The sequence below is a fragment of the Microcoleus sp. K1-B1 genome (assembly GCF_036704705.1).
In the GTDB taxonomy this organism is placed as follows: domain Bacteria; phylum Cyanobacteriota; class Cyanobacteriia; order Cyanobacteriales; family Microcoleaceae; genus Microcoleus.
In genome coordinates this window covers 1-14,661 of sequence record NZ_JAUBSH010000069.1, presented here as the reverse complement: position 1 = coordinate 14,661, position 14,661 = coordinate 1, and the positions used below count along the sequence as shown (strand labels likewise).

Sequence of the window (14,661 nt, the reverse complement as noted above, 5' to 3'; positions counted from 1 at the left end):
TTCTATTTTGGCAGTTATTGTCAACAGGCAAGCAACCACAAAAATTAGCAGTTGGGAATTGCTGCTCGTCGAGTTGAATAGAGTGTGAAGGTGTGAGGAAAATGAACAGAACTTTTTGGAATTTACTGCTAGTATCCCCGGCAATTCTGGGGCTATCATCAGTCATGAGTGCCACTGCGATCGCCGCAGAAGTGACAGCAACCGCTGAAGCCAACCAACTAGCTACAGCTCAGTCATCTGAGTCAAAAATTGCAGAAATAGTTGGAGAAATAGTTGCAGAACCAGTTGCAGCAGCCCCTGCTGCCCCAGAAAACCTGGCTTTAAACAGCAGCGTCGAAGCGGCCCAAACCCCGGTCGTTAACGAAGCAGACGCTGAAAAACTCGCCTCAATCGAACCAGAAACCAGCGCAGCAGCACTGCAAACAACACTGCAAACTACACTGCAAACAACAGGGAGCGACATCGAGTTAGCAGCCCCCATCGCTCCGGTCAGCGCAGCAGCAGCGACTGAACCTCTAGCAGCAGCAGGCACAGCCGAATCCTCGCCCCAAGCATCAGACTTGGCAGTGCAAAGCAGCCAGACAGACGCCCCTGGGAAAATTGAAGTGCCAGCAGTCGCCAGCACCCCAGCTACTACCCCGGCTACTAAGGTAGAAATTGCTCAGACACCAGCCGCCGGAATGGGCGGTCCCATCGTCCCTGTTGCTCCCCAAGCGCTGCCGGCCCAACCGTCGGGAACCATGTCCCAGGTGACATCAGTTACTCAGCTCTCCGACGTGCGCCCCACAGATTGGGCATTCCAAGCCCTGCAATCCCTAGTCGAACGCTACAGTTGTATCGTAGGTTATCCCGACGGCACCTACCGCGGCAACCGCGCCCTGACTCGCTACGAATTTGCAGCCGGCGTCAACGCTTGCTTAGACAGCATAACCAAACTAATTGGGTCCACAGGTAACTTGGTTACCCGAGACGACTTAGCCATCTTGCAACGTCTGCAAGAAGAATTTGCAGCCGAACTCGCTACCCTGCGCGGACGAGTAGACGGCCTAGAAGCTCGCACCGCAGAACTCGAAGCCAACCAGTTCTCCACCACCACCAAATTGAATGGAGAAGCCATTTTTGCCGTCAGCGACACCTTCGGAGATGGTGTCGGCCTTCACGACGATAGAACGTCTACCAACCTCGGCTACCGGGTGCGGTTGAACTTCAACACCAGCTTCACCGGTCGAGACTTACTCAGAACCCGCTTGCAAGCCCTCAACGTCGCCAACTACAGTGCATCCACTGCCACTGGCACTAACATGGCTCGCCTAGGCTTTGATGGAGCTGAGAACAGCAATTTCACACTAGACGAGTTGTACTATCGGTTCCCGATGGGTAAGGCTACAGTCTTTGTCGGTCCTAAAGGACTTGACCTAGATGAAATTGCAGACCAGGCTTCTACCTTTGGTAACTCTACGAGTTCGGGTTCACTGTCCAGATTTGGAGTTCGCAACCCGGCCGTCTTCCGCGGCCCGCAGGGAGCAGGCGCAAGTGTGAGTTTCAACTTGGGCAGCCTCCGAGCTACCGCAGGCTATCTTGCCTCCGACGGCGATGCTCCCAACCCCGCAAACGGCAGGGGCGTTGCCGACGGTTCTTTCAGCGCTTTGGGTCAGATCGGCTTTTTTAGCAAACCGTTTGACTTGGGCTTGACTTACACCCGGAAATACAATCGGGCAGGCGATGTTAGCCTCATGGGAGGCGTCGGCAGTGCCTTGGCTAACCGGCCCTTCGATCAATCACCCACCGCATCAGATAACTATGGGGTGCAAGTTAACTTCAAACCCAGCAGTCGCTTTCAGATTGGCGGTTGGTACGGTTATACGAAGGCTGAACAACTTCGGGGCGGCAACAATGACGCTACCATCCAGAATGGTGCTATCACTGTGGCCCTGGGAGATTTTGCCAGACAAGGCAACGTCCTCGGTTTTGTCTTCGGTGTACCGCCAAAAGTTACCGAGAGTGATGTCGCCAGAAACCGCAACACCTCTTATCACTTAGAGGGTTTCTATCGCTTCCAAGTCAATGACTTTATTTCGGTGACACCGGGCGTTTACGTGATTCTGAATCCCGAACACAACAAAAACAACGAGGATATCTGGGTCGGACTCCTCCGTACGACCTTTAGTTTCTAGGGTTTCCAGACATCTAGTTACACCTAAAAGCGGCAGGCGACTGCCGCTTTTATTTATTGGTCATCAGTCGATCGATTTTAGATTTTAGATTTTAGATTTTAGATTTTCAACAGTCATCAGTCAACAGTCAACAGTCATCAGTCATCAGTCATCAGTCATTAGTCATCAGTCAACAGTCAACAGTTCACAAATTATGAATTTTGGCGGCAAATCCCGAATACGGAGGTGTAGCCGTGCAGAAATGTGCTGCCGCCGACGGGGCCGATTTCGCCGTTGCAGAAAAAGCCGCTCAGGGGGATGTTTTTGAGGTATCGGCCGAACAGTCGGGAGTCAAAGTTTGATTCGCCGTAAAGCCCTTCACCGCGCCCCAGACAAGAGAACATCAAGGCGCCGGCGCTGGATGTACCACTGTACTCGGCGGCCCGCTGATAGCGATCGAGCAGCATTTCTAGGTCTTCTGCGGAGGTTCGCGCGTCCCGCAGGTGAAATTGGATGCGCTGTCCCGGACGGACTCGATCGCCGATCGCAATTGCCCCCACTTTCGGATCTACTCCCAACAGATTGCGGATTAAAAAATCTCCCGGCTCTAATTTCAGCTTGAATTCATCGCTGACTAAGCCTACAAATAACGAGTGCTGAGCTAATTCTCGGTCTTCTTCGCTCAAAGTTTGAACTAACTCTCGCAGGGCCTCTAAGGGCGATCGCTCGATGCCCCCGCTGCCGGTATCGTCGGTTTGTTCTTCGAGTTTCAGCAAAATATTGCGATCTCCTTCCGTCACCCGATAAGGATGCCCGATCGGCCTGCAGCCTTGAGCGACGATCGTTTCCAAAACTATATTGCCGCTCAAAGCTACCCCAACCGTCCCTTCTCGGTAAAGCTGATAGTCGCAAAACAGCGCCGCGCCCCTGCCCGCACCGTCCCCCCCGGCGAGTCCCCCTACCTTGGCCGCGCCCGGATAGGCATAATCTAGCCCTTGGAGCAAATCGTTAATTTTTGCGGAAAAGGGGTCGGCCAAGATGATGAACTGCGGTTCTTCCTGGGCCGGCACGCCCAAGAGATCCACCCAAGTATCCGGGGGACTGTCTAAGTCCGGCAGTTCTTCTGAACCGACGTGAAAAGTTCTGACATTCACTCCCGGCAAGCGCGCCAGACTCAGGCTGACTGCCGGAGATCCCTCGACTTCTTCGGTGATGCCGCCCCGGTTCGTGCCGATGACTCCTCCCCCGCCACAGCCCAGGATCGCGGGTACTGGCAGCATTTCTCGGAGTAAAGGCATCAGCCGAGAATACTCGCTGGCAAAGGCAGACGAGATAAATATCAGCGCTAAATCAGCCGGGCCTTCTAGGTCGCGATCGGCTTGTTCTATAACTTCTTTGAGGGCGGATTCCAAAGAGGGACGGGTTGATAAAGCGCTGACCCATTGCATTTGGTTTTGGGTGTACATAAGGCAAACTTCTCTATAAAACTATCTCTATACATTAGGCTAACTGGAACTGGCCACTGGGGGGACGCTATTCTTGGGCGATCGATTCCCCATCGATTGCCGTTCTTGTGTTAACATAAGTTAACATGAGTGTCCCATTAATCTGTTTAGTGTTAAATGCCGTATTCAGCTAAATCTTAAAAGATAAAGCTCAATACAGTTTCACACACCAACCTCGTGTAATGTTTTCATCAAAAGTAAGGTCAGCTCGACCTACATTGATGCCTGTGTACTAGAATCCGCCTACGGGCTAGTAAAGCAGGGAGTAGAGACGGCTGCTGCGATCGCAGTTATGGATGGTTTCTCTCTGGGCTGCTGCAACAGCAGCGCATCTCAAGCTATTATTAGCTGGGGTCGCCAGACCGAAACAGCAAATCCCACCCAAACTAACATCCCAAAAGAAAACCTTTCTTACTTAATAAGGTCAACGATCCAGGTCTAAAGACACGCTCGCTTCGAGCCTAAGACTTAAACCACAGTTGACCAGCCGTATACTTTAGAAGTCTACGTTTTTTGAGTTATGACACCAAGCGGCTGCTTAGCTAGTCCCTTGCTCTGTCGTTAACGGTTAAACATCTTTATTTGGGTTAAGGACGTGCCGTTAGCCGAACAAGCTCACTAAACAAAGGCGCGTGCTAACATTACCTAGAAATAGGTCGGGGACAACCATATTCTCCTACACTTTCCTACCAACAATTTTTATGACAACAACACCCGCAGGCAACATCCAAGAGAAAATTGAAGAAGAACTAGAAAGCGCTCGTACCGTCTGTGACCTCAAGGGCGCAACTTCCGGGGAATGCGCGGCGGCGTGGGACGCAGTTGAAGAACTGCAAGCAGAAGCTTCCCACCAAAAGCAAGTCAAACCTAAGAATTCCTTTGAAAAATTTTGCGACGACAATCCTGACGCTGCTGAGTGCCGCATCTACGAGGAATAAACGAGCCATTTAGCTCTATGCCTTCCCTCCCGCGCCGAAATCTAACTTTTGGCGCGGGAGAATTTTATTTTAGGGGTTGAGCCTTGAAATAATGGCGAGATTTGCTCTCTATCCCAATACGGTTCAAATCCGCCAGCTTCCCCCTCGCCCCCCAACGGTGACAAGCATTTGCTCTTGCGTCCCCCAAAAGGGGCGAGGATGGGAAGGAGATATCTCAAGAATAAACAGTTTTAACTCAAGCGTATTGCCGTCTATCGTGTCTCAAGTAGCCTTCAAAGCGCGCCCAGTACCTTAGAAAAGGTAGCAGAAACTAAAACATTAAGACCGTGTTCGGGTTGCTGATTTTTTAGCATTTTTGTAGTAAAATTTGTGACAAATAAGTGAGTATATTTTCCCAAAGATGTTGAGTCTTTTATTGGCAGCCACCGGGCCTTGGTTTCAACCGCTAGTCTGGATGGATTACCGGTTGTCTGTGTTATTAACAATTTCGATCCCGCTGGTAGTGCTGATTTGGGCTGTTGTGGCAAAAGCTGATGCGATCGTCCGTTTGTCGATTATTTATTGGCGGGTGGCGAGTTTGCTGGCAATTACACTTTACCTGATGATGGCTGCGCTGCCTGTGAGCTTTGTATCGTCGGTGATTGGGAGGGCCTTAATTCCTGCTAGTCTGTGGTTTTGGGAGGATTTAAACGAAGAAATTGCCGATCGACCGCAGTCGCCCCTGAAACTGGCTTTTACAGCTTGGCGGTGGGCGATTACTGTTTACAGCGGTTTGGGCGCTCTTGCTCAACTTCCCTTCTTAAGCTGTGCTTTTAAATCGCAAATTGAGGTAATTGACGAACCTTTTTGCCGCATTTGGTTAGACCCACCTTGGCTCTATAAACAAATGTTTCACCCTACGGCAAGCCCTCAATTTTTTGGATTGTTGGGTCTGATAGGTTTAGGAATCTATGTAATTTACTTGTCATACTTTGTGCTTATTAGACTAGGAAAACAGGGGAGGTCAGCTACCGGAAATTAAGTTAATTTTAAGTACGTATTTGCCTCCTAAATAGCAGCTAAAGTCTTCAACAAAACACTCAAAAATCAAAAAAAAAACCGGGCGCATATACGAAAGAATCGAACTAACAGCAGAGTAGCTGACGTGACGCCGCCCAAAAACGGATACAAGCCGCCGACTCATGTCGTGGAGATATAAAAATTTTAGACTAAGGTTCAAGCTTCCAGATTCATCTGTGGAAGAAATCTAAAATCTAAAATCTAAAATCTAAAATCGACTGACAGCAATGTTATTGGGAAAGACTGTGATGGATAGCAAACAAGCATACTTACAGTGCTTAGAAAGGCTGATTTGGGCGATCGATCGCCTCGAAGCAAAAGTCGAACCAAGTGAACTCGCTCGGATTGCCGAACTGATTGTTCAGCCGATGATGGGCCCCTGGCGGTTTTTTCACACTCCTGAACATATTTTTGATGTGGGGGGAAAGGAAGACGCGATCGAGGTTTTGGCAGCTTTATTTCACGATACCGTCTACGTGCAAGTCGATCGCAGCATTAACTTTAACGTCAGCTACTACATCACTCCTGTTGCAAAAGAGGTTAACAAACAACTACAAATTCGGGATAAATCTGAACTGTCTGCGGATGCTACCTTCGAGATGGTAATGCTGGTATTCAATTTTGAACCGGGCGAAGTCCTCAATCCTTTCGCTGGACAAAACGAATTTCTCAGCGCTGTCGTAGCAGCAAAAGCTCTAGAACCATTTCTTAAACGCGAGCAATTGCTTCAAATTGCCGGCTGCATTGAAGCAACAATTCCTTTTCGCGCCGCCGATGCAGGAGTAACGGTAAGCCAGCGCCTTTATAACCGCTTGCAGGCAATAAATAGCCTGTTTAACCTCAGTTTGACTGATGAGGAAATGCGGGAAACGGTGAAAAAAGCTGTGCGAATCTCTAACCGGGATGTGATGAGTTTTGCTCACCATAGTTCAGCCCATTTTTTGGCAAATACCTGGAATTTACTGCCGGAAACCAATCACAATCTCATCTGCTGCGGTTTTTACACGGTTCGCGACTACCGAGTTGCTTTGCTCAAGATGGAAGGTTTTCTGAATTATCTCAAGCCCGAAATAATTTTCCGACAGTTTGAGGGATATCCAGACGATCGCACCTATCAGCGCTGGGAAACTACTGCTAAGTACAATCTCGAAATTGCGAAGCTTTATTTGGGCTGCAAACTGTCTGCCCTAGCCCTGCTAGAAGCTCTTGCTTCGGATTTGGGAATTGAGGTTTCTCTGGCGATGATGATGGGAGGAATTCCGGATCAAGATCCTAACTGCGTGCGCCTGGAAAGCTTTTTTCCAGAAATAGAGAAACCTTACCAACCTAAAATTGGTTTAGAAGCGGAAGTATTGAATTTATTAGAAAATGGGCGGGCTAAAAGCACTTCTAATACCGATTTGGAGAGTTCGCCCCTGACAACGTTTGTGGTAAAAATTGTTGGCTTTGACGAAATGCGCTATCAGTGCGATCGAGCTAAGGAATTTTTTCGAGAAAATCTCAACGCCGACGACTTTATTTCCGACTTTAATCCTATAGTTACAGAAATTGTCATTGATTCAATTCTCAAGTTGTTTGACAGTCGGAAATCTACTATCTACCGATTCTACGATATCACTTCTAAGTTAAAGTCACAACCCCAGACCAATTTTCCCGATCGGCCTTTTCGCTCAAATGGTTAACTAGCTTTAAATACAGTATTTATGCCTCCTCTATAAAAAAGACCCTTACTCAGCTTATACAAGAGTGGAGCGATTACACCGTGACAGGATTGATTGCCTCGCTTTCCCTACGTCAATCTGCCTATCCCTCCCGACACCAACAGCCCTACAGGTAAGTAGGTAAACGGGATTAAACCGCATAATGTAACACTATGTAAACAGGTTTAAATCAGCCAGTAGAGAGCCTTTGGAGACTTGGCCCTTGTTTACATAGGGGCGTTTGTTCGCGCCCCCTTACTTATGGTGTGGGGCTGGTGGCAAAGATGCTAAAAGTTGATAAAAAATGGAAATTCGCTGCCGTTTGCCTTTGACAATTACTTTGTACACAACGGATTTCATAGCGGCGTGTCACTCATCTGAGCTACCCCAGATAAGCGTCACTATAAAAAGCGACTGTTAAAGCACTTCCCCCCACAGCTACAACTGGGGAATAGCAAGTTCAAACGACTTGCAAACCACTAATCCCCAATCAAACAATGCAAACCACAAATTCAGTTTACGCTCAATTGCCTCTTTGCTCTTCACTACCCACACTGAAACGAAATAATAGTACCACTGCCAATCAAAACGTGCGCTATCTCCAACAATCCTTAGTGAAAAACGGATATCCCGTCGCAACTGATGGATTCTTCGGCCCAAAAACCGAACAAGCAGTCATCAAATTTCAAAAGGAAAATAAGATTGCTGTTGATGGCATTGTCGGCCCTCAAACTTGGAGTCTATTAGGGGCTTGTTATACAGGTGAACCCGGATGTTAAATCCAAGTTAACTAATCCTAGGCGCACGGGTAGCAAGAAACAGGTTTTTTTCACAGCAATACTTCCTTTACGCCCCCAGAAACGCTAAAAAATATGGTGGTTGAGCGAAGCCGAAACCTTGTTTATGCCCGTCAAAAGTGCATCCAGGACTATTAATTAACATCTTTTCCGCACTTCTCTGCTTTTAAACAACTTGCAAACAACCAATGGAGAATCAAACCATGCAAACCACAAACGCAATTCGCACTGAATTACCTTCCTGCCGTTATTTTCCCCTACTAAAACGCAACGATGGCGTCACCCAAAATGAGGACGTTCGCTACCTTCAGCGACTCTTGAACACCAAGGGATTTTCTTTAAATACTGATGGAGGATTCGGCCCGAAAACCGAACAAGCAGTCATCTCTTTTCAAAAGCAACAACAAATCGTTGCTGATGGCATTGTCGGCCCTAAAACTTGGAATAAATTGGGTGTTTGTACAAATATATTTTAAAGTTTGTACAACCATATTTTAAACATAGTAGGGCGTGCAGTGCACGCCCTATTTCTCCGTCGAAGTTTCCACGCCCGACCACCCCTCCGGGGCTCCGTACATTCGATACTTGCGAGAGCGTTTGAAATACAGCATTGCTACCCGATCGTCTGGATTGATTTGTAAAATGTTTTGAAATACTTTTTGGGCGGCAACAAATTTTTGCTCGTAGTAAAAATTGAGAGCTTCTTGAAAAACCTCCGCAGTTTGCTGCTTAAGTACAATGCTTTCCTCTGTTTCTGTCTCGTAAATTTCAAACACCGACACAGCATTTGTCTTTCCTTTCACCATTACTCGATCGACAAATCTGTACTTATATTTTTCTGGATCGTCGAGGCGATCGATAATTGCACCGCTAACTAGAATGCCCGATCCGTAAACCTTAGTCAATCCTTCCAAACGAGACGCGAGATTCACCGCATCAGCAATCACCGTACTTTCCATCCGTTCTCGCTCGCCAATCGTACCCAACATCAAATTGCCCGCGTGCAAACCGACGCCGATCGCGATCGGAAACAAGCCATTTTTTTCTCGCTGCTGGTTATAGAGATTTACTTCTTTCTGCATATCAATTGCGGCTCGCACACCATCCTCCGGAAATGTAGGAAACAGTGCCATGACTGCATCACCAATGTATTTGTCAATAAACCCGTTATTTTTCCTAATCGCAGGGCTAACCCTTCCCAAGTAAGTATTAATAAATGTAAAATTTTCATCCGGTGTCATATTTTCTGAAAGCGCAGTAAACGAGCGAATATCAGCAAACAGCACTGTCATATTTCTTTCCTGATGTTCGCCTAATTTTACTTCAATAATACTCGGCTTTTCCAGCAAGTTTAGAAAATCGTGTGGCACAAACCTGCCGTAGGCTGCATTCAGTTTGGCTAGGCGAATTTGCGTGTTAATTCTCGCCAACAATTCCTTTTTGATAAAAGGTTTAGTTACATAATCATTGGCTTCTAAGTTAAAAGCTTCCACCAAGTCAGTAGTTAGATTTTTGGCCGTCAGCATCAGAATAGGCATTTCTAAAGGCGAGTATTTTTTACGAACTTCTCGACACACTTCATAACCCGTCATCTGCGGCATCATTACATCGAGTAAAATTAAGTCCGGCTTAAATCCTGATTCAATCAGATTTAAAGCTTCTAAGCCGTTGCTCGCTTGAGTAATTTCGTAGTTGGCTAGAGAAAGACTGTTGATGATGACATGAATATTAATCGGCTCATCATCAACTACCAAAATTTTTAATTTTTCACTTTCTAGCGACTCGCTATTGTCTAGTACCTGAGAATTTATTATAGAGGATTGGCGGGCTAGTTCAGGAGTGATAAAAATGGGAGAACCCTCGGTTAAACGCGGCTGTATGCTGCTAAATTCCGGTTGACTCTCAGATACGGGCAAAGTAAAGGTGAATTGGGAACCGACGCCTACAGTTGAAGATACCGAAATTTGGCCTCCGTGCAATTCCACTAATTGCTTGGCAACAGTTAACCCTAAACCCGTGCCGCCATATTCTCTAGCAGTGGAACCGTCAGCTTGTTCAAAGGATTCAAAAATTCGCTCTAATTTATCTTCGGGGATGCCAATACCGGTGTCAGATACACTAATCGCTAATTGGGAATTAGGCAGTGATTGTGCGTTGCCCGTTACCAATTCTGCTGAAATTTCAACTCGGCCACTTTCGGTAAATTTAATCGCATTGCCGATTAAGTTGTAAAGTATTTGCTGCAAGCGATTCTCGTCGGCTGCTATTGGCGGCAATTCAGGAGCCACTGAGTTAATCAACTGCAAGTTTTTTTTGCCTACTAATGGCTGAGACAAAGTGAGAATCACAGAGACTATTTCTCGAATACCGACGGACTTAATTTGCAGTTCTATCTTTTTGTGTTTTAGCTGAGAAAAGTCCAGAAGATCGTTAATTAAAGAAGACAATCTTTTGCCTGATGATGAAATTAAAGCTAAGTTAAAATTTGTTGGTTCTGGCAGTTGTCCGGTAGCACCGTCTATTAAAGATTCTGCAATCCCAATAATGCCGTTGAGGGGAGTGCGGAGTTCGTGGGAAGTATTGGCTAAAAATTCGTCTTTCAGTTTGTCCAGTCGCTGCAATTCGGTATTTTTAGTTTCTAAGGCAGTAAAAGATGCTTGCAGTTGTGCTGCCATGCTGTTAAAAGCAGCGGCAAGTACGCCCAACTCGTCGGAGCGATCGAGCTTTACAGTTTGGTCAAATTGTCCTTCAGATAAAGCTATTGCTGCATTTTTTAATTTTATAAGAGGTTTGATAATCCAGCGAGAAGTGAGAAGTCCTAACACAGTTGCCATGCCCAAAGCTGCCAAGCATAGCAAAACAGTAGTTCGGTTGCCGGCATGAATTTGTTCCATAAAGTCGGCTTCGGGAACGACGACGACAATCAGCAAATCTAAACCCTTGCCGTCTTGGAATGGCAGGACTTTTAAAAATTTCTGCTGACCGTTTATCTCAACATTTATTTGCTGCGTTTTTGTAATTTGGTGCAAGTTTTGAAAGTAACTTTCTAAATATTTAGCTGTAGTTTGCGTTACTGCATCGCTGCTTTCTGTAACTTTAAACAGTTCTTTTTTACCGTTTTGGCTGCGGAAAGGTTTTTCGGGTGTGGAAGTTGCCAGCAGCGTGCCGTTTCTTTCGATAATAAAAGTTTGACCAGATTTACCTATTTTGAGGCTGTTTAAAAATTGACCGATACTGTCGAGACGCAAAGCAGTAATTAATACTCCTTCTAACTGTTTCTTGCTGTTGTAAACTGGTTGCAGCGCGCTGAGGATCAAGGTGGGTTCTAGGAAGGATATATAAACTGAACTCCAAGTTGGTTTGGCTTCTAGAGCCGCATAGGCGTAGGAAGGGTGCTGCCGGATGTCGAAGTTTTTAACGGAGGCGGCTACTGTAGTGCGATCGCCCGTATCATTAGTATTGTAAGAATAAAAATCAAAATTTGTCGATGGGCCCGATGCGTTAATCAATAAAGTGCCGTTAGACATTTTTTCGCCAGTGCGATATTCTCCATCTTGATTAGCGATCGACGTAAAATTGATATAAGGATATAATTGCACTTGTCGCCACAGATACTTTTCCCAAGCGGACAAGTCTTTCATGTTCACAAAACCCAGTTTCACTGCATCCAGCTTGCTTTGATTGATTTGGTGCGGAGTTTGCAGATAAGTTCTCAAATTTTGCTCGATGCGATTGCTCACCTCCCCCATCAATTGATCCGCAAGGTCATTCACTGCTCTTTGAGAGTTCCTAAATGATAAGTATCCTACAATACCCACCGCTGCAAATACTTGCAAAACAAACGGAACTATGAGTACAGTTTGGAGCGTTGCTGTTCCTGAAAGTTTTGCCACCAAGCGCTTGAGAGAAAGAGTGGACATAACATTAGTTTAGGTTGAAAAACCGAGTTAATACTTGGAGCGAAGGCTTACCGCTGGTAAATATTATAAACCATTTTGTACTTAAACACAACTTACGCAAGGAAGACCTGATCTCGTGTCTACAATCCTTAATCTTATACCAAATTATTAAAAGTCAAAGCGAACTGTAGGGACAGGGCATTTCCCTGTCCAACTCCCCGCGCCGGACAAGGCATTGTCCTGTCCCTACCGATGCTCACATACAATATATCTGTATCACTACTTTTCATCCAAAGCTTCTATCCCAGACCATCCTTCTGGCACTCCATACATTCCATTCTTTAGAGAACGCTGACAGTAAATTGCTGCTAACTTATCTTGAGGATTTCTTTCGCAAATCTTACTGAATAATTTTTGCGCTTCAGTAAAATTTTGCTCGAAATAAAGCTCCAGACCTTTTTGAAACTCAGCAGCAGTTTCCTGTTTTAGTTCAATGCTTTGTTCTGTTTCTGCATCATAAATTTCAAACACCGACACGGCTGATTTTTTGCCTTTTACTGTGACTCGATCGACAAATCGGCACATATATTTTTCTCGATCGCCCAAACGCTCTAAAATTGATTCACTCACTAGAATTCCCGCCCCGTAAACCTTAGTCAATCCTTCCAAGCGAGATGCGAGATTCACCGCATCAGCAATCACTGTACTTTCCATCCGTTCCTCCTCCCCAATCGTACCCAACATTAAACTACCCACGTGCAAACCGATGCCGATTGTAATAGGTGGGTAAGTGCTCCGTTGTCGATCCTGGTTGTAAATAATAACTTGTTTTTGCATTTCCACCGCCGCGCGAACAGCATCATCTGCCGACTCAGGAAATAGTGCCATAATCGCATCGCCAATATATTTATCGATAAAACCTTGGTGAGCGCGAATTACCGGACTCACTCGGCTGAGGTAGCTGTTGATAAAACTAAAGTTTTCTTGGGGAGTCATCGCTTCTGAGATAGTCGTAAAAAAGCGAATGTCAGAAAATAAAACAGTCATTTCTTTCTGAATTTGATCGCCTAGTCGGACATCAACGATACTTTCGTGTCCCAAAAATCGCAGAAAGTCGTGGGGGACAAATCTACCGTAAGCTGCATTAATTTTTGCCAGACGGATGTGAGTTTTGATTCTGGCTAGCAATTCATTTTTGACAAACGGTTTAGTTAAAAAATCATTAGCTCCTGCATTGAAACCTTGCACTAAGTCAGATACTTGATTTTTGGCGGTTAGCATTACAATTGGCACTTCTATCGCCGTGAATTTCTCCCGGATTTTCTCGCAAACTTCGTAACCCGTCATCCGTGGCATCATCAGATCTAGCAAGATTAGATCCGGCTTGTAGCCTATCTCTAAAAGGGCTAAAGCTTCTTTACCGCTGCTAGCTTTGGCGAGCGCATATTTTTCAAGAAGTAAATGGTTAGCCAATACCTGAATATTCACAGGTTCGTCATCGACAATCAAGATTTTCACCCGACTGTTTTCTTGGTCTTCTTGATTATCGCTTAAACTGTTATTATTAAAAATTTGTGCGACAGTTGCATTAGTTATTAACTTGCGATCGTTGGTTCTTGAAACTAAAGATGGCCGAACCGTTGCTGGAAAATGCTTGCAATCGACATACTGATTTTGAGAGATTGGCAAACTAAAGGTAAACTGCGAACCAATACCTACTTTTGAAGATACCTGAATGTCGCCGCCGTGCAGCTCTACTAACTTCTTTGTAACTGCCAAACCTAAACCTGTTCCTCCGTATTCTCTAGCAGTGGAACCGTCTGCTTGTTCAAAAGATTGAAAAATTCGTTCTAATTTATCTTCAGCAATTCCAATACCAGTATCGGATACCGTAATTTGCAGTTTTGATCTGAGAATTAAAGATTGAAGCTGGCTTGTTACTGAACTTTCTTTGTCGCGCAACGGCGGCGAGTCCAAGCTAATCGCCTTCGCGGAAATTTCAACGATGCCGCTTTCGGTAAATTTAATCGCATTGCCGATTAAGTTATAAAGAACTTGTTGCACGCGATTTTCATCCGCATCCACTAGGGGAATGTCGGGAGTGACGGAATTAATTAACTGCAAATTTTTTGTACGAATTAGAGGCTGAGAAAGAGTCACTACGATATCGACAATTTCTCGGATGCCAACCGGCTTGATTTGCAGTTCAATATTTTTGTGTCTCAGCTTGGAGAAATCGAGAATGTCGTTGATGAGATTGGACAGTCTTCTGCCGCTAAATGCAATAATTTCCAGATTGGAAATAGTCGATTCAGCCAATTGCCCTGTAGCACCGTCGATCAAAGATTCAGTTAAACCGATAATGCCGTTAAGCGGGGTGCGTAGTTCGTGAGAAGTGTTGGCTAAAAATTCGTCTTTGAGTTTGTCAAGTCGCTGCAATTGGGCATTTTGATGCTCTAATTTTGTGAAAGATACTTCTAATTGAGCGGCCATGCTGTTGAAAGCATTAGCTAATTTTCCAAGTTCGTTAGATGCGGGTGCATCTCACTTTTGCGAATGTGTCAAAAAAGAGTTAAAATGAAAAAGCTAGTAAAATCGTCAAATAAAGAT

Annotated in this window: 8 protein-coding genes and 1 pseudogene; 6 read left to right on the top strand and 3 right to left on the bottom strand. The window is 45.6% G+C overall.

The window, feature by feature from the left end; translation table 11 throughout:
- Positions 1–101: 101 nt before the first annotated feature.
- Positions 102–2,174: an iron uptake porin gene (locus QUA83_RS21625; protein ID WP_333295718.1), complete on the top strand. Its 2,073-nt coding sequence runs from the start codon at positions 102–104 to the stop codon at positions 2,172–2,174.
- 191 nt (positions 2,175–2,365) lie between these two features.
- Here the strand turns inward: QUA83_RS21625 and QUA83_RS21620 are convergent, their stop codons facing one another.
- Positions 2,366–3,619 (bottom strand): FIST N-terminal domain-containing protein, encoded by a 1,254-nt coding sequence (locus tag QUA83_RS21620; protein ID WP_333295716.1) that lies wholly within the window; start codon positions 3,617–3,619, stop codon positions 2,366–2,368.
- A 740-nt stretch (positions 3,620–4,359) separates the two neighbouring features.
- Here QUA83_RS21620 and QUA83_RS21615 point away from each other — a divergent pair.
- The 5 genes from QUA83_RS21615 to QUA83_RS21595 all read left to right on the top strand — a co-directional run bounded on the left by QUA83_RS21615 (position 4,360) and on the right by QUA83_RS21595 (position 8,628).
- Positions 4,360–4,596: a Calvin cycle protein CP12 gene (locus QUA83_RS21615; protein WP_190662788.1), complete on the top strand. Its 237-nt coding sequence runs from the start codon at positions 4,360–4,362 to the stop codon at positions 4,594–4,596.
- Between the two features lie 400 nt (positions 4,597–4,996).
- Entirely contained in the window at positions 4,997–5,617 is a 621-nt protein-coding gene (locus QUA83_RS21610; protein ID WP_333295715.1) for a DUF3177 family protein, read from the top strand.
- Positions 5,618–5,882: 265 nt separating this feature from the next.
- Positions 5,883–7,337, top strand: a complete 1,455-nt coding sequence (locus QUA83_RS21605; protein ID WP_333295714.1) for a hypothetical protein — start codon at positions 5,883–5,885, stop codon at positions 7,335–7,337.
- A gap of 515 nt (positions 7,338–7,852) precedes the next feature.
- The gene (locus QUA83_RS21600; RefSeq protein WP_333295713.1) at positions 7,853–8,134 is read left to right on the top strand and encodes a peptidoglycan-binding domain-containing protein; all 282 of its coding nucleotides are present in this window, start codon (positions 7,853–7,855) and stop codon (positions 8,132–8,134) included.
- Positions 8,135–8,355: 221 nt separating this feature from the next.
- Positions 8,356–8,628: a peptidoglycan-binding domain-containing protein gene (locus tag QUA83_RS21595; protein ID WP_333157427.1), complete on the top strand. Its 273-nt coding sequence runs from the start codon at positions 8,356–8,358 to the stop codon at positions 8,626–8,628.
- A gap of 48 nt (positions 8,629–8,676) precedes the next feature.
- Here QUA83_RS21595 and QUA83_RS21590 read toward each other — a convergent pair whose 3' ends face one another.
- Both QUA83_RS21590 and QUA83_RS21585 read right to left on the bottom strand, forming a co-directional pair.
- Positions 8,677–12,072 (bottom strand): ATP-binding protein, encoded by a 3,396-nt coding sequence (locus QUA83_RS21590; RefSeq protein ID WP_333295711.1) that lies wholly within the window; start codon positions 12,070–12,072, stop codon positions 8,677–8,679.
- A 258-nt stretch (positions 12,073–12,330) separates the two neighbouring features.
- Positions 12,331–14,583 (bottom strand): annotated as a pseudogene (locus QUA83_RS21585) (response regulator); the annotation flags it as partial.
- Positions 14,584–14,661 lie beyond the last annotated feature (78 nt).